General features: G+C 33.8%; 13 protein-coding genes and 1 tRNA gene. 8 read left to right on the top strand and 6 right to left on the bottom strand.

What is annotated here, in order from left to right; all coding sequences use genetic code 11:
- The first annotated feature begins 13 nt into the window (after window positions 1-13).
- The 3 genes from N3Z16_RS01185 (at window position 14) to N3Z16_RS01175 (ending at window position 2,255) form a co-directional block, all read left to right on the top strand.
- Complete coding sequence (locus tag N3Z16_RS01185) at window positions 14-733, top strand: alpha/beta hydrolase (protein ID WP_282486429.1); 720 nt, start codon at window positions 14-16, stop codon at window positions 731-733.
- 192 nt (window positions 734-925) lie between these two features.
- Window positions 926-1,348 carry a GNAT family N-acetyltransferase gene (locus N3Z16_RS01180; RefSeq protein WP_223939162.1) on the top strand — a complete coding sequence of 141 codons (423 nt, stop codon included), beginning with the start codon at window positions 926-928 and terminating at the stop codon, window positions 1,346-1,348.
- A 229-nt stretch (window positions 1,349-1,577) separates the two neighbouring features.
- Entirely contained in the window at window positions 1,578-2,255 is a 678-nt protein-coding gene (locus tag N3Z16_RS01175) for an HD domain-containing protein (protein WP_282486428.1), read from the top strand.
- Here N3Z16_RS01175 and N3Z16_RS01170 read toward each other — a convergent pair.
- From N3Z16_RS01170 to trmD, 3 genes are all read right to left on the bottom strand, one after another.
- The gene (locus N3Z16_RS01170; protein ID WP_282486427.1) at window positions 2,221-3,531 is read right to left on the bottom strand and encodes an MFS transporter; all 1,311 of its coding nucleotides are present in this window, start codon (window positions 3,529-3,531) and stop codon (window positions 2,221-2,223) included. The genes N3Z16_RS01175 and N3Z16_RS01170 overlap by 35 nt on opposite strands.
- Before the next feature lie 443 nt (window positions 3,532-3,974).
- Window positions 3,975-4,352 carry a 50S ribosomal protein L19 gene (gene rplS / locus N3Z16_RS01165; protein WP_223939165.1) on the bottom strand — a complete coding sequence of 126 codons (378 nt, stop codon included), beginning with the start codon at window positions 4,350-4,352 and terminating at the stop codon, window positions 3,975-3,977.
- Between the two features lie 85 nt (window positions 4,353-4,437).
- A complete protein-coding gene (trmD, locus tag N3Z16_RS01160) occupies window positions 4,438-5,136 on the bottom strand; it encodes a tRNA (guanosine(37)-N1)-methyltransferase TrmD (RefSeq protein ID WP_282486426.1) in 699 nt (232 codons plus the stop codon).
- 146 nt (window positions 5,137-5,282) lie between these two features.
- On the opposite strand from trmD, the gene N3Z16_RS01155 reads away from it, so the two are divergent.
- Window positions 5,283-5,359: transfer RNA gene (locus N3Z16_RS01155), tRNA-Pro, on the top strand.
- 180 nt (window positions 5,360-5,539) lie between these two features.
- On the opposite strand, the gene N3Z16_RS01150 is transcribed toward N3Z16_RS01155, so the two are convergent.
- The 3 genes from N3Z16_RS01150 to N3Z16_RS01140 all read right to left on the bottom strand — a co-directional run bounded on the left by N3Z16_RS01150 (window position 5,540) and on the right by N3Z16_RS01140 (window position 8,960).
- Window positions 5,540-7,006 carry a S41 family peptidase gene (locus N3Z16_RS01150; RefSeq protein ID WP_282486425.1) on the bottom strand — a complete coding sequence of 489 codons (1,467 nt, stop codon included), beginning with the start codon at window positions 7,004-7,006 and terminating at the stop codon, window positions 5,540-5,542.
- Between the two features lie 161 nt (window positions 7,007-7,167).
- Window positions 7,168-7,521 (bottom strand): TrbC/VirB2 family type IV secretion system protein, encoded by a 354-nt coding sequence (locus N3Z16_RS01145; RefSeq protein ID WP_223939168.1) that lies wholly within the window; start codon window positions 7,519-7,521, stop codon window positions 7,168-7,170.
- Window positions 7,522-7,670: 149 nt separating this feature from the next.
- Window positions 7,671-8,960, bottom strand: coding sequence for a bifunctional folylpolyglutamate synthase/dihydrofolate synthase (locus N3Z16_RS01140; RefSeq protein WP_282486424.1), 1,290 nt, complete (start codon window positions 8,958-8,960; stop codon window positions 7,671-7,673).
- A gap of 79 nt (window positions 8,961-9,039) precedes the next feature.
- On the opposite strand from N3Z16_RS01140, the gene thrS reads away from it, so the two are divergent.
- From thrS to N3Z16_RS01120, 4 genes are all read left to right on the top strand, one after another.
- A complete protein-coding gene (gene thrS, locus N3Z16_RS01135) occupies window positions 9,040-10,953 on the top strand; it encodes a threonine--tRNA ligase (RefSeq protein ID WP_282486423.1) in 1,914 nt (637 codons plus the stop codon).
- A gap of 38 nt (window positions 10,954-10,991) precedes the next feature.
- Window positions 10,992-11,546: a translation initiation factor IF-3 gene (gene infC, locus N3Z16_RS01130; protein WP_410519627.1), complete on the top strand. Its 555-nt coding sequence runs from the start codon at window positions 10,992-10,994 to the stop codon at window positions 11,544-11,546.
- 311 nt (window positions 11,547-11,857) lie between these two features.
- The gene (locus N3Z16_RS01125; protein WP_282486422.1) at window positions 11,858-14,668 is read left to right on the top strand and encodes a sodium:solute symporter family transporter; all 2,811 of its coding nucleotides are present in this window, start codon (window positions 11,858-11,860) and stop codon (window positions 14,666-14,668) included.
- A 98-nt stretch (window positions 14,669-14,766) separates the two neighbouring features.
- Window positions 14,767-16,101, top strand: coding sequence for a D-alanyl-D-alanine carboxypeptidase family protein (locus N3Z16_RS01120; RefSeq protein WP_282486421.1), 1,335 nt, complete (start codon window positions 14,767-14,769; stop codon window positions 16,099-16,101).
- Window positions 16,102-16,151 lie beyond the last annotated feature (50 nt).

Raw genomic sequence — 16,151 nt, 5'->3', positions numbered from 1 at the left:
ATATATCTAGATAATGCCTGAAGTTTTTTTTAATGGACCAGCCGGACGGATAGAAGGAAGATATACAGAATCACCTGATCCAAGAGCACCGGTAGCACTTGTACTTCACCCACATCCGTTATATGGCGGTACAATGAATAACAAAGTTGTTTACAGTATGTACAAGACTCTTGCTGATAACAATTTTACTGTTCTTAGGGTTAACTTTCGTGGTGTAGGAAGATCGGTCGGTAAGTTTGATGAGGGGATCGGTGAGATGACTGATGCAGCAACGGCCCTTGATTGGCTTCAATTAAATAACCCTATGGCGAGTGGAAGTCTTATTGCCGGATTTTCTTTTGGAGCTTGGATTGCTATGCAATTAATTATGAGAAGGCCTGAAATTACTCATTTTCTAACAGTTTCTCCGCCAGTTAATAAATATGATTTTTCATTTCTCTCCCCTTGTCCAGTACCAGGATTGATAATGCAAGGAGATTTAGATAGCGTAGTCTCGGAAGAATTAGTACACGAACTAGCACAGAAATTATCAAAGCAAAAATATATCAAAGTAGACTATCGTATGATAGCAGGGGCGGATCATTTTTTTAGAGAGAAGATTGACAGGCTTAATGAAGAAATCGATGATTATTTAAAAACGACCTTTAACCATCAAACCGATTCAACCCCAAATAATTCTGAAAAAACGAAAACAAATTCTAAATCAACTGCTAAAAAACTATTTTTGGAGTGATTAACTAGATTATCGCTTAACACTTATACCAAAGTTACTCGGATTTAAGATATCGGTTTCTGAGGTTAATTTTAAAATATAAAAAATTATAAAAGGCTAAATTATAGTCATTACAGGCTAGAGTAGGCTAAAAATTTTTAGCAAATTATTTTTATCGTTTTCTGAAAAATATATAACCCTTGTTAAAATGTTATGACGTACAAAATTACTATAGGCGCCTTAACTTCGGAACTTAAAGATTCGATTTATAAGGATTTTGCTGACCATGCAATTTCTACTATGGGTTTTGATGGTTTAAGCAATGGACCTATTGCATTTGAAATAAATGATAATGGAATAAATATCGGAGTATGTGTTTGTCAGTTATTTTGGGGAAATCTCCACATAAAATATCTTATAACCAGAAAGGGATACAGGAGGCAAGGTATAGGGAGAATCTTGATCGAACATGTCCTGCGCTATGGCAAAGAACAAGGGTGCAGTTTTGCATTTGTAGAAACTATGAATTTTCAAGCTCCAGAATTTTACCAAAAACTTGGTTTTCAAATTGAATTAAAGCGAGATGGTTATGCTGGTGATAGCTCTTTTTATTATTTAAGGAAGGATTTGTCATAGCTGACCACTACTATTATCCAAATTTCCTGAAGCACAATGAGATAAAATTACAGTAAGATTAGCTAAATATTTTAGATTACCGGATAGTAAAGTAGTATTATTTTATTAATGCCTTTTTACCAATAAATCTAAGGATAGAAGTAGATTCAAGTCGGCTTACCCCATTTACATTTACAATGCAGTTCGTAATGTGTTACTATAAAGTTATATAACTAAATAATTTTCAATTGTGGACTATTCGGAATCTTGCCTTCACACTATTAGATTAATAGAAAAACTTAAATCTTTAGATATTCAAAATTTTCTAGATTTTGAATTAATCAATAAAGCTATTTATTTTGCTAAAGAATATCATACCGGTCAGTTTAGAAAAAGTGGAGAACCTTTTTACACCCATCCGCTAGAAGTAGCTTATATTGTTTCTGATTATAATTTAAAAACGGAAGTAATAGTTACCAGTATTTTACATGATATATTAGAAGATACAGAAGCCACAGAGAGTATGCTTGCGGAAGCCTTTGGTTCTAGAATTGCTGAAATGGTTGATAGATTAACTCGTGATAGGTCTGATGGAAGTAAACTTAGTGTAGAGCAAGTATTACGGAATGCTTGGTTTCAAAATGATAAGGAAGTGGTTTTAATAAAAATAGTTGACAGGATTCATAATATAAGCACAGTAAATTATTTATCTCCGGAAAAACAAAAGGAACAAGTAACCGAGACTATAAAAAACTTTTTAATTTTTGCAGAAGAATTATCTTTACATGAGGTTAGTGACTTCCTTTATAAACAATGTGTAGAGTTAAACATTGAGCTAGGGGTAATCTCTTTAAGCAATATAAAAAAAAAGAAAACCGTTTTTCATGAAGAATCTATTTTACCTTTTCCAATCCCTCGAAATACTTAACGGCAAAATAATACACAACCCCTACAGGGATTAAGATTAAAAATATCCCATAATATCCAAAATACTTAGTTGAATATACCAGGCCAAATGAAGTAATGGCATAGGTCATTAATTTAGCAAATGAGCTCAATAAGCTAGTATAAGTGAACCTTTTTATGATGGGGAAATGTTTATAGAATACGGGACTTGCTGGCACGTCATCAAATACAAAAAGAGAAGCTAAACACTGAAACACAAAAACTGTCAGTTCACTAGGATAAGTGTACATAGCTGCAGGAAAGAAGATAATACAGGTAAAAAATAGAAAAAGTTTAGCCTTAAGTATTTTAAGGGGGTATATTCTACTACTTATATAAGCTAAAAATAATAAACCGCACATATCTACTATTGATACCCAAAAATTATGTGAAATAATTGCACCAGCCGATAGGCCGAAGTCATGTTTAAGAACGTCTGAGCAATAAATGTATATGAAATAGAAACAAGGAGGACGGGCGCAGCATATTATGAAATAGGCTAAAGAGGTTAAAAAAGTTTTTTCATTATCAAAAGTATCTTTGAAATAATTTTTATCCCACTCTACTTTATTATCAGCAAATTTCATTTTCAGCATTTTCTTTTTGTTAGCAAATTCTGATGCTTCTCTTAAACTGGTTCTCGCAACTCCTCCAACTAACCCTATTATTGCACCCAGAAAAAATGCTACTCTCCAGTACTGGTTTTCTGTACCAAAAATATTGACGTTAGTAAAAATGGAGCTTATACCAAGAGCAAAACTTGTGCCCACTGCCGAAAAAACGGTAATTATTGCTACTAAAGGATATTGCAGAGGTGGTTTTATGCTTTCTGTAATATAAATTTCTGCTCCCCTAGATTCGGCACTTGCGGCCATTCCTTGTACCATACGGCATATTGTAATAATCCAAGAGGCGGTAATTCCTATTTGTGCATATGTTGGTAAGACGGCAATTGTCGTACAGGTTATTGCCATTATTATAGTCGTAATAACTATAACAGATTTTCTGCCTATGAAATCACCAATAAAACCAAAGATTAAAGCTCCAAATGGTCTTAATATATAAGAGGAGCAAAAAGCAAAGGCAGAAAGTAAGGATGCGGTAAAAGGATCAGTTTTAGGGAAAAATAATTCATTAAGCAACACAGCCATGTGGATATAAAGCATTAAGTCAAAATACTCCAAAAAAGTGCCTATTGACAATAATCCTACGGCTTTTTTTTGTTCGCTACCAAGTTTTTCTTGCTTTGATCTTTGCATAAAATTAAAAAATTTTAGTTTTATTAATTAATTATTCAATTTGACACTTATATTAAAAAATATTCAACTAAAAATTAATCACCTGTACAAATAATTTTTATATTTTTTAAGTGCGTTAATTTCTAGTTACATTTTTAGTTATGTAAAGTATTAACTATAAAAAGATTTTCTTTAATGTGGGAAAGGACGCTATGGTTAAACCTCAGTATCCGTAATAGTTATGTCGCCTCTTGAAAATTTTTGGCGACTACTATCACGGACGCTAGATTTTTATTAAACTGGTTTTATATTAGCTTAGGCTTATTTTTGTTTGAATGTTTTTTACTCAAATTTAATGCGAGTTGACTTGTTGTATTTTAAAATACCAAAACCCTAGTTCCTAATGTTGAATTCTAGAACTTACATAATTATGATAGGATTTCGCAATTGAATCAAAAAGCCCCTTATTTTTTCTTAGTGTAGGATATTTTTTCTTTAATACGGCCTGCTTTACCACTTAGACCTCTTAAGTAAAAGAGTTTAGCGCGTCTTACCACACCTCGCTTTACAACCTCGATTTTATTAACAACCGGAGAATATATCATAAATTTTCTTTCTACTCCCTCTCCGTGGCTTACTTTACGAACAACAAAAGAAGAAGCAATACCTCTGTTTCTTTTAGCTATTACCACTCCTTCGTAAACTTGAAGTCTTTCAGTTGTTCCGTCTATAACCCTAACACTTACTGAAACCGTGTCTCCTGCTCTAAAGTCTGGTATTGTTTTGTTTTGGAGCAAATTTGTAATTTGCTTGGCTTCGTATTGCTCAATTAAATTTTCCATTTTTTATTCCATAATTTATAGTTACCATGTGGTTCTAAAACCTTAGTCACTTAACTTTTATGACTAATATGAGAACATGGGGTATTCACTTTAGTAAATCCGGTCTTAATTTTTTTGTAACTTCAACTGATTGATTGTGTTTCCATTTTTCAATCTCCTGATGATTACCTGACAATAAAACTTCTGGTATCTTTCTACTTCGCCAGATTGATGGTTTAGTATAAAGAGGGTGTTCAAGTATTTTTTTGCCATTGTCTTTTCTTTCAAATGATTCCTCTCTAAGAGTATCCTGGTTTGTAAGCACCCCAGGTAATAATCTTATAACACTATCCAGAATTACATTAGCCGCAACCTCACCTCCGGACAAGATGTAGTCACCTATACTAATCTGCTCCGCATTATACTCTTCAATTATTCTTTCGTCAATCCCTTCAAATCTTCCACATAAAATAATTATTTCTTTTTTTTTGCTAATTTTATGCGCAAAATCTTGATTAAATAATTTTCCTCGTGGAGAAGGGTAGTAAATAGTAATTTCCGGATTTTTTGATAACGCTTGATCTAGGGCAGGACCAATAACATCTGGTCTCATTATGAGACCGTTACCTCCACCATAAGCCTCAGCGTCAACGTTTTTATGCTTTGTTAGACCAAAATCTCTAATATTAATGATATCGTATGACCAAATGTTACTTCTAAGAGCCTTACCGGCTAGTGAGTAGTTTAAAGATCCCGGAAACATTTCGGGGAATAAAGTAAGAATACTAGCATGAAAGATACTCATTTTATTATCTCATTACTGACGGCGATAATTATAGCATAAGGTAAGAATATTTAGAACTTGAATATTTTCTAGAAAATTCACAAAATCTTATTGCTTTAAAAGCCTTAGTAGGTTATACAGGTGTTATTAGACTTTATATTTATTTCCGGGGCATAGCGCAGTCTGGTAGCGCATCTGGTTTGGGACCAGAGGGTCGGGAGTTCGAATCTCTCTGCCCCGACCAATCTAACTAACCTTTTAAGCTTATATTTAGTTAATAATTGAACTTAGTAGGAGTCTTAGGAGAAGTAGTGTTATATAAATTTGTAGTTTACCTGTAATATAAATCTATTTTATACCAATTTAGGTAATGCATTAAAGCTCAGTCTTTAAATATGGATTCCCGATAAAATTTCTAAAATCACTATAGTGAAGGGTTTTTTTCAGTAATGGACAGCACCCAATCTACGACCTCTGATTCATTTCTGATATTTCCATTGAATATTTTTGAAGGAATTAGAGCCTGGCCTGCATTTTTATTTGGGTATATTCTAATTTCAGTAGGGTAGAAAAAGTCAAAATTATCACTAGGTGACCTTACACTCTTAGCATAAGAACTGTTATTTTGAATAACTGTTGGAACGCCTATATGTGTTACTCCAGGAATCTGCAGAATTTGATTAACAAATGACCAACAGGTACTACGACAGAAATGGTCGGTAAAAACGAATATTCTAGCTTTAAAGGGGGAGCTATCCTGATTCGAGTACAAATTAAGATCTTCGTTATAAATTGACCATTTTTTTTCAAAAAAGTCATCTCCATGTTCTAAAGCAGCGGCAAATTTCTTTATTTCAGCAGCATTTGCCGTTTTTTTGAAATCAAAAAAGTTTTGCTTACTGACTCTAATTTTTTTTACCCAAGTGCTATTATATTCATGATTTTTACCTAAATGTTTAATATAATCATCTCCCCATAAATTGCGAATAATAGGCCTTGCCCAAACGGATCCCCCCCCTCTATTATTCCTTAAATCAAACAATATCCAGTCTTCTTTGGCAAGTTCTTTTAATTTCGAAAGCATACCTGTGTAAGAAATTGTTTCTTCCCTACTTAAATAAAAACTAGGGATAGTGATCCACACACCATTTGAAACCATTTCAATTTTAAAGTGCTGATCAGGCTCTGGCTGTCTGATATTTTTACTAACGTTCAAAGCTTCTTCTGACAATTCTGTATATTTGAGTGATATTTTTTGCTCAGCTTTATCATTAATAAAAGTTGCAGTTAGAGGAATTGGAACGTAGCGATTTCCATTAATTATAAAACTAAAAATACTAGCTACTCTTTGGGAGAATTCAGAATCGTCATTGGCATAAAACGGCATAATATATTTTTCAAAATAATCCTCTATTTTTATGTCATTTATATGTGTAATTTTATTGCCAACATTAATTTTATTCAAAGAAGAAATTAAGGAATCCTTATATATAACTACATGATCATTGCCATACTTCGCTGTCAAGAATCCTGGGTATTTTTCAGGGGGAGACTGTATGTAACTTCTTATACTCATATAAGGGTTACCAAATCCATTGATATAAAATTTTAGCGCATAATAACAATCATCAGGATCTTTAACTCCATCTACCAGCTCCTGGGTATGTAAGTATCCTTTATCAAACCATTTTCTAAAGGCAGAATCATCTTGATCTTTAAATGGAGCGGAGTTTTCCTCTATATTTTTTCTAAGGTATGCAAGATCCTTCGAGCAGTGTTGTTGGTAATTTATTTCCTCTTCCTTGCTTATTTCCTTATTTTCAGATGCGATAGTAAAATTTACGTTATATAAACTTGCAAAAAAAATAAGTAGAAATCGGCAAATCTTCATATAACTTTTTTTGTTAATTTGTAACTTGATTTTGGCAAACTTCCAAAACTCTTATAGCTGATTAAATTAATTAGTCTAACAGAATTCCTTAAGGTGAAAGCTAAGAAAGGTCTTAATGGGCAGATTCAACAAAGTAATCTGCCCTTCCGATAATATAAAATTTAAGTGCTAGTTGGACAATTAGAATTAGCATCACTACCACTTAAGAAAGCTACAAGTTTAGGAGCACTAAATATTATACCGACCCCGGCAGCAGTAGCAGCTGCAATACCCCAGTTTAGCTTACCTAGGAAAAGACCAACACCAACAGCAAAAATTGCTATTGTTGCAATACCTCTTGCTATACCTCCTGAAAGGTTAGACACTAAACGGCATAAAGTGTCTCCAACGACGTCGTTATTACTTGCAAAAGCAGCATCACAGGATACAACAATGATGCTAATTGCAAATAAAACCATAAACAAACGCCATACCAGGTCTCGGTTAAGCTCAATTTGAAAAGCAGAAAGATTCATACACACCTCTTAAGTTAATGGACTAAAATACGTATTTGAGTCTATATGCGAGATTTTTTGCTCGCAAGCTTAAAATAGCAGTTTTAAAAACTATCAAATAAATTAATTTATAAGTTAATAAATAAAGTGGGTTTTTAGCAACAAATATTTTAAAGCAGCTTATAAAAATCACTAAGCAAGAATAAAGATCCCGTAATAACGATAGTAGATTCTTTCTGGGCGCTTAGTCGCGCTAATTCTTTTACAGCTGAGCTTAGGGAATCGCTAGAACATAAATTGATGTTATATTTTTGAGATTTTTGGACAATGGTATTAGGAACATAACTAGACGGTTCGGATAAAATTTTTACAGCTCTCCCCTCTATAACAAGGTCATGGAAGTGTTGGCAAAATTTTTCTACTTCCCTGTTTCTGGTCATACCGATTATTAAATACACCGGTTCATTAAACTGTTCTTTTATCCACGACGCTAAAACCTTAGCTCCTGCTTCATTATGTGCTCCATCGAGATATATCTGAACGTTTCTACTTGCTAAATGTGAGTATTTTTCAGCATCAATTTTTTCTATCCTGCCTGGCCATTTAGCCTCGGCGATACCCGTGGCAATATTTTTACCTGAAATCATCAATCTGTCATTTATCAACGTGATACCTGCAATTGCGCTACTAACGTTTAAATATTGATGTTTGCCAAGAAGAAATAATGGACGGGGAATAACTAATGAATATTTTTTAGAATGGTAAATTAAATCATCATCCTTTTCTTCTATTATATAATCGTATTCATATGCAAATGCTGAACTGTTTAATCCATTACATTTATCAAATAAAATTTTATATACTTCATCAGTTTGCGGGCCGATAACACAGGGAACGCCTTTTTTTATAATTCCGGCTTTTTCGCTTGCTATTTTTGTCAAAGAATTCCCAAGATGCTCCATGTGATCAAAGGAAATTGGCGTAATGATAGTTAAAATGGGATTTTCAATTACATTTGTACAATCAAGCCTGCCCCCCATCCCTGTTTCTAGGATCAGTAGATCAGCTGGCGTAGAAGCAAAAGCTAAAAAAGCGGCGATCGTAGTTCCTTCAAAAAAGCCAGGTTCACGATTTAATTCTTCAGCTTTAATTTTAACCAGTTCTAATAATTCAAACAAATGATAGTCAGAAATATTTTTTCCAGCTAAATTAATTCGCTCATTAAACTCAAGTAAATGAGGGGAAGTATAGGAATGAACCTTATAACCGGCTGCTTCAAATATGCTTTTTAATATAGCAACGGTAGACCCTTTGCCGTTTGTACCTGCTACATGTATAGTAGGGGGTAATTTTTTATGAGGTGACCCTAAGGCATCCAGCAAAGTTTTTGCAAGTTTTAAATCTTCTCTTTTTTCTTTTTGCCAGATGGCTACAGGAGGCCAGCTAGGTAAATTAACCATTTGCCATTTTTGGATTATCTATTTGACAAGATAGTACAAAAACCGCTAAATATATCAAGTTAAAACGTATAAACATATTATGATAAATATTACTTTTCCAGACGGATTCACAAAACAATTTAACAAAGGGGTAACAGGTGCTGAAATAGCTTCAAGCATATCGAAATCTCTTGCTAAAGATGCCATGGTAGTTGAGATTAATGGTTCTTTAGCAGATATGTCTTTTCCGATTGAAAATGATAGCTCTATTAGGATTTTAACGTCAAAAGATCCTGAAGTACTTGAAATTATTAGACATGATGCGGCTCACATAATTGCTGAAGCTGCTAAGGATTTATTTCCCGATTTACAGGTTACTATTGGTCCTGCCATTAAAGATGGTTTCTATTATGATTTTGCTAAATCTACGCCTTTTACTACTGATGATTTAGCAAAAATTGAAGCTAGGATGCAGGAAATAGTAAAGGAGGATAATAAATTTATTCGCCAGGAAATAGATAGAAACGAAGCAATCGAAATGTTCAAAAAGATGGGAGAGCATTATAAAGCAGAGATTATCTCATCGATTCCGGAAGGAGAAAAGATTACTCTTTACCGTCAGGGTAATTTTGTTGACCTTTGTAAAGGCCCTCACTGTCCTTCTACCGGTAAAATCAAACATTTCAAGCTAATGAAAGTAGCAGGAGCTTACTGGCGAGGCGATAGTAAAAACGAAATGCTGCAACGTATTTATGGTACTGCCTGGGCAACTAAAGAACAGCTTGATAACTATCTTCATATGCTTGAGGAAGCAGAAAGAAGGGATCATCGAAAAATCGGTAAGGAACTAGGCTTGTTCCACTTACAGGAAGAGGCTCAAGGAATGGTTTTCTGGCATCCTAAAGGGTATAGTATTTATCGTACGATTGAAGCGTATATTAGAAGGAAGCTGGAAAAACACCATTATGCTGAGGTAAAAACTCCTATGGTACTTGATAAAAAACTATGGGAAGCTTCAGGGCACTGGGAAAAATTCAGAGAGAGTATGTTTATCGTTGAAGGGGATGATAAAATTCATGCTCTTAAACCAATGAGTTGTCCTGGCCATATACAAATTTTCAAACAAGGCATCAAAAGCTATCGCGACTTGCCATTACGTATGGCCGAATTCGGTTGTTGCCATAGAAATGAGTCTACCGGGGGATTACATGGTTTGCTTAGAGTGCGTAATTTCGTTCAGGATGATGCTCATATCTTCTGCACGGAAGAACAGATTAATAGTGAAACCGTACTTTTCTGCAACTTATTAAGGGAAATTTATAACGATTTTGGATTTAAGGAAATTAAGGTCAAGTTTTCTGATCGCCCTGAAGTAAGGGCTGGTAGTGATGACATATGGGATAAAGCAGAATCATCTTTAAAGATAGCTATAAAAGAAGCTGGATTTGAATATGAAATGAATCCTGGTGAAGGTGCATTCTACGGTCCTAAACTAGAGTTCGTTTTAACTGATGCGGTTGGGAGGGAATGGCAATGTGGTACTCTGCAGGTAGATTTTGTACTGCCAGAAAGGCTTGATGCTGAATATATTGCCCCTAGCGGAGAAAAGAAAAGGCCAGTAATGCTGCATAGAGCAATTATTGGGACATTTGAAAGGTTTATGGGAATTTTAATTGAGCAGTATGCTGGCCGGTTTCCTTTATGGCTTGCCCCAGTCCAGATAGCAATTATTGGAATTACTAATGAGCTTGATAACCACATTATTGGGTTAAATAAAAGATTTATTGATGCTGGAATTAGATCTGAGCTTGACATTTCAAGGGAAAAAGTTAATTATAAGATACGAAATTTTTCTAATCAGAAAGTTCCGTTAATTGCCGTAGTTGGAAAGAAAGAGCAACTAGATGGGACTATGACTATTAGAAAACTCGGTTCATCTGAAGAACAAAAAACTTTTTTGGTAGATGAAGTAATTGGGATGATTGCTACCGAGAACAAAAAATATTTAGGTTAACATTTTTGCTTATTAATTTAAGCATTAATTTGTAAGTAATTTTAAAATGGAGAATTTTTATAACGACCTTTAAAAAAAGCAAATTTCCAAACGTTAACAAGGAAATTACAGCCCAAGAAGTAAGGCTGGTTGGTAAAGATGGAGAAATGATAGGCGTTGTTTCGCTTGATGAGGCTCTTAGGCAAGCAAAAGATGCTAGTCTGGATTTAGTTGAAATTTCCCCTAATGCTGAGCCACCGGTTTGCAAAATTCTTGATTTTAGTCGCTATAAATATAATGCAAAGAAAAAATTACAAGAAGCTAAGAAAAAGCAGAAAAAAACTGCTCTGAAGGAAATGAAATTTAAAGTTAATATCGGACAAGGAGATCTAGATATTAAACTTAGGAAAATTCGTGAGTTTCTAGAAGAGGGAGATAAAGTAAAAATTTCCTTATGGTTTAAGGGTCGTGAAATAATGCACCGAGAAAAAGGAGAAGAGTTATTTGAAAAAATAATTGCTAATCTCGAATCGGTCGCAAAAATCGATTCTGAGCCAAAAATGGAAGGTAAGCAAGTAATTATGATAGTTAGTCCTCTTTCTTCCGTTCAATAAACTTATTTATTTATAAAGTAATAATTAGAATTAATTTCACTTAAGAAATTAATTCTTCTTGTTAGCATTTCTAAGTTAGTCTGAAAACGACTATACCTTCTATGATTCAAGAACGTTATATAAATATGCGGTTTAAATTTTTGTAAAATTTTATCTAACAGTATAGATTTATTCTTTGCAAATCTATTTTTTTCAATTAATAATTTAATTGAAGCAATTTTTAGCTAAATGATACAAAAACTAATACAAGTGTCCTGTATACCTGTGTCTTGGTTATCATAAGGTCAATTATTATAGATAGCATAAATCACATGAATCAAAATTTAGAAATCATTATTTTTAGTACTTTTTTAGTCATTAATTTAGTAATGGGGTTATATTTTAGTAAAGGTGTAACAACAATAAAAGAGTATGCTGTGGGAGACAGAAATTTTAGCACAGCTACAATAGTTGCCACTCTAGTAGCAACTTGGGTTACAGGGGAGTTTTTTTTCGGAGATATTGTCGAGAATTATAATAACGGCATGTACATGATGTGGGCTGGGGTTATAGGAAGCTTATTAGCACTGTTATCTATAGGTATATTTTTTGCTCCTCGTTTAGGTGAATTTTTAGGTACTTTATCTATAGCAGAAGCAATGGGCAGTTTGTTTGGTACAAATGTTAGGGTAGTTACTGCGATATCAGGAATAATCGCAGCATCAGGAATGGTTGCGGTTCAGTTTAAGGTTGCTGGTACAGTTTTTGAATATTTAGGGATATCAAGTAAATATGGTTTAATCATCGCTGGTTTTATAATAACATTATATTCTTCTTTAGGAGGTATTAAATCGGTTACTTTAACTGATGTCATACAATTTTTTACTTTTGGTACGATAATACCTATTGTTGGTTTTTTTATACTGAGTTCTTTAAACAGTTTAGAAAGTATACAAGCTGTTTTGACGACTAATAAGTTGTTTGATTTAGGGGAAGTATTTGATTTTTCTCAGCCTAAAGCATTCTATTATTTAGTTCTTTTTTTCTATGTAGCAATACCGGGATTTGGGCCTCCTATTTTTCAACGGATTGCTATGGCAAAAGATGTATTCCAGGTTCGGAGATCCTTTGTCATAGCAGCAATTACCTGTACATTTATTACTGTCAGTATATGCTGGATAAGTATTTTAATATATGTAAAGCAGCCGAATCTTGCTAGTAATGATATAGTAAAATACTTAGTGTTTAACAATGCTTATCCAGAATTAAAGATATTGATATTAGTGAGTGTAATGGCGATGGTCATGTCTACAGCGGACTCTTACATTAATTCTACTTCGGTTTTGGTAGTACATGATATACTCGGACCACTAAATGTAAAAATATTAGGTAATAAATTAATAGAATCACGGTTATTTTCCGCTTTAATAGGAATATTTTCCATAGTTCTGGCATTCCGTGAAGGTAGTCTAATGCAAATGTTAATAGGCACTAGCAGTTTTTACATGCCAGTAGTAACAGTACCATTTATTATGGCTCTCTTAGGCTTCAGAAGCACTGGAAAATCTGTACTGCTCGGTATGTTTGCAGGTTTTTTAACTGTAGTATTGTGGGATTATATTTTTTTTAAGCCGTTTTTTAATTTGGATTCCTTAGTTCCTGCAATGATATCTAATTTAGCTGTACTGCTTTCTAGTCATTATTTATTGAAGCAAAAAGGGGGCTGGGTTGGTATTAAAGATAGAAGTGTAGTGGAGTTGCTGCGGCATAGAAGAGCAAGAAAAATCCGTGAATTCATTTCTGAAGTTAAAACATTTAGTTTACTAAAAGTTTTTAAGGCTAATACGCCAACTAGCGAAGCCACATATATGTATCTAGGGTTATTCTGCATAATTTCTACATATGTTACTATGCACACAATTCCTCATGAAGCCCAAATTCTATATCATTCTCTATTGAATATAATTATAACTAGCGTTTTATTTTCTTCTACTATATTGATTAGCTACCCTATCTGGCCGATTCCTTTACAAAAAAGGAGCTGTATAGCGATTTTGTGGAACTTAATGTTGTTTTATGTGTTAGTTTGTGCCGCATTTATGCTAGTTATAATTAGCAAATTTGCGCAGTTACAGGTTATGATCTTTATGATCAATTTAATCATGATATCAATTCTGGTAAGATGGCAGTGGGCGTTGGTTCTTATAGCCTGCGGAATATGGTTAACTGCTTTTATCACGCGGTTATATGATCTTGTTAGTATTGAACCCAGCAAATTTGTTTCTTTGGAGTTCCAGGTAGTGTACCTCTTATTATTTCTAAGTAGTATACTTTTGGTATTTTTTAAACCAAAACAAGAGCAATATAATTTAATTGAAGAAAAATCCGATTATTTAGAACATAAAGCTGATGACCAAAAGAAGGAATTAATTAAATTACAAGAACTTAAAAATGAGTTTTTACGAAACTTGGAGCATGAAACACGTACACCGATTACTGGTATTACTAGTCTCGGGCAGGTTTTATGGGATAACTACGATAAATTTAATGAAGAACAAAGGCGTAATGCAACAAGCGATATTGCCAAAAGTTCTGAAAGACTAACTAGTTTAGTAAATAACTTAATTGATTTGTCAAAACTTGAAAGTTTGTACTATAAATTAAATAAGCTTGAGGTAAATCTAAGTGAGTTAGTCCTTAAAAGATTAGAAATCTGTCAAAAATTGTATGTAGACGAAAAAAATAGAGATAACTTAAATTTCGATTTAGAGATAGAAGAGAAGTTAAATGTTGTGTGTGATGAAAATTATATCGCCCGCACTATTGATAACATTATAATTAACGCTATCCAATATTGTCCTTCAGGGCAAATAACTATTAAGCTTTATAAAAACCAAGGAGAAGAGGTGGAATTCAGCGTAAAAGATGAGGGGATGGGAATACCTAAAGAAGAACTATCCGATGTTTTTGGTGCTTTTGTAGTTAGTTCAAAGACTAAAACTCCTGCGGGTGGGAGAGGTATAGGGCTTGCTTTATGCAAAAAAGTTATCAAAGCGCATAATGGTCAGATATGGGCTAAGCAAAATCCTGATAAGGGCACAACTTTTGCCTTTACCTTGCCTTTAAATAATAAGAACAGCTAAGGGTAAGTACGAGCTAGAAATATTATAAGTTTTAAGCTAGCTTTGTATTGTGTATTAGCTTTTATCTTTTATTATTAAATTACAAATTTTCTGAGCCTGTGGATAATTACACCACAGTTGATATTGATATCTTAAATACTAGTTGCTATACTATCCCGCAAAGTCATTATAAGAAGGAAGTAATAATTTTCATGAGAGTCATTTTAAGAAGCATTTACCTGTTATGCTTAGGTTTTACCTTTATTCTATCATCTCATTCTGTTTTTGCAGCCCAGAAAAACCAGAACGTTAAAAAGCCACAGGATATAAAAGAAGAAAAACTAGTAGAAGATATAGACATTATTCGTTATCCTGGTTCTACAGCTATGGCACTTAAAGCAAGGCAGGCAATAGTTATGGATTATTCTGATGGCAAGATTTTGCTGGAGAAAAATGCACATGAGCAAATGGCTCCTTCTTCCATGACGAAAATAATGACTTCTTATATCATTGAGGAAAAGCTTAAAAAAGGAGAAGTATCTTTAGATTCTACGTTTTTAGTAAGTGAGAAAGCCTGGAGGATTGGTGGATCAAAATCATTTATGCCACTTGGTGAGCAAGTAAAGCTTGAGGACATTTTGCGCGGGATTATAATCCAATCTGGTAATGATGCTTGCGTGGTAGCAGCTGAAGGGTTACATGGAAGTGAGGAAGATTTTGTAGATGTGATGAATTCTACAGCACAAGAAATAGGTATGAAAAATACTCATTTTGCTAATTCTAATGGCTGGCCTGCAGAAAATCATTATAGCACCGCTTACGATTTAGCTCTTCTTGGTGCGTGGTTAATAAAATCGCATCCTGAATTTTACCCTATATATAGTGAGAAAAATTTTACTTTTGGTAAAGATCAAAAAGGTAATCCTATTACTCAGGGAAATCGTAATCCTTTGCTATATAAAGATCTGGGGTGTGATGGTATTAAGACTGGTTATACGGATGAGGGAGGATATGGGATAGTTGCCTCTTTTATCGACAAGGATAGGCGTTATATAATGGTCATTAATGGGCTTAGTTCGATGAAAGAAAGGGCGGAGGAATCTGCCAAGGTAGTTTACTGGGTAAAACAAAATTTTGTTAATAAGAAATTTTACTCTAAAGGTGATATCATAGACGAAGTTCCTGTATGGCTTGGAGTGAAAGATAAAGTCCAATTAGAAGTAGCAGATGATGTTTTCGGGCTTTCCGTACGTTCCGAACAGAAAAATAATGTGGACATAAAAAAGGATATTCCATCTTCTCTTCCTGCTCCTTTAAGGGCAGGTGATGTGGTAGGGAAAATGATTATCACTATTGATAATGAAAAGCACGAAGTAGCTCTTGTTGCCAAAGAGTCAATCGAGAAAGTCGGCTTTTTTAAGCAGATAGTTTTATACCTTACTTCTTTCTTCTAAGGAAAATTGTATGGTAGTTTACACCTACTAAAATCGCTAGTTTTAGTAAT

Source organism: Candidatus Megaera polyxenophila (assembly GCF_029982035.1).
GTDB lineage: Bacteria > Pseudomonadota > Alphaproteobacteria > Rickettsiales > Rickettsiaceae > Megaera > Megaera polyxenophila.
This window is presented reverse-complemented; position numbering and strand designations above follow the sequence as displayed.

What these genes read in the sequence shown, in the direction of transcription:
- trmD (WP_282486426.1), bottom strand. Translation starts at nt 5,136, where the DNA reads ATGAGTATCTTTCATGCTAGTATTCTTACTTTATTCCCCGAAATGTTT.
- thrS (WP_282486423.1), top strand. Translation starts at nt 9,040, where the DNA reads ATGATAAATATTACTTTTCCAGACGGATTCACAAAACAATTTAACAAA.
- N3Z16_RS01145 (WP_223939168.1), bottom strand. Translation starts at nt 7,521, where the DNA reads ATGAATCTTTCTGCTTTTCAAATTGAGCTTAACCGAGACCTGGTATGG.
- N3Z16_RS01140 (WP_282486424.1), bottom strand. Translation starts at nt 8,960, where the DNA reads ATGGTTAATTTACCTAGCTGGCCTCCTGTAGCCATCTGGCAAAAAGAA.
- N3Z16_RS01185 (WP_282486429.1), top strand. Translation starts at nt 14, where the DNA reads ATGCCTGAAGTTTTTTTTAATGGACCAGCCGGACGGATAGAAGGAAGA.
- N3Z16_RS01150 (WP_282486425.1), bottom strand. Translation starts at nt 7,006, where the DNA reads ATGAAGATTTGCCGATTTCTACTTATTTTTTTTGCAAGTTTATATAAC.
- rplS (WP_223939165.1), bottom strand. Translation starts at nt 4,352, where the DNA reads ATGGAAAATTTAATTGAGCAATACGAAGCCAAGCAAATTACAAATTTG.
- N3Z16_RS01180 (WP_223939162.1), top strand. Translation starts at nt 926, where the DNA reads ATGACGTACAAAATTACTATAGGCGCCTTAACTTCGGAACTTAAAGAT.
- N3Z16_RS01170 (WP_282486427.1), bottom strand. Translation starts at nt 3,531, where the DNA reads ATGCAAAGATCAAAGCAAGAAAAACTTGGTAGCGAACAAAAAAAAGCC.
- N3Z16_RS01125 (WP_282486422.1), top strand. Translation starts at nt 11,858, where the DNA reads ATGAATCAAAATTTAGAAATCATTATTTTTAGTACTTTTTTAGTCATT.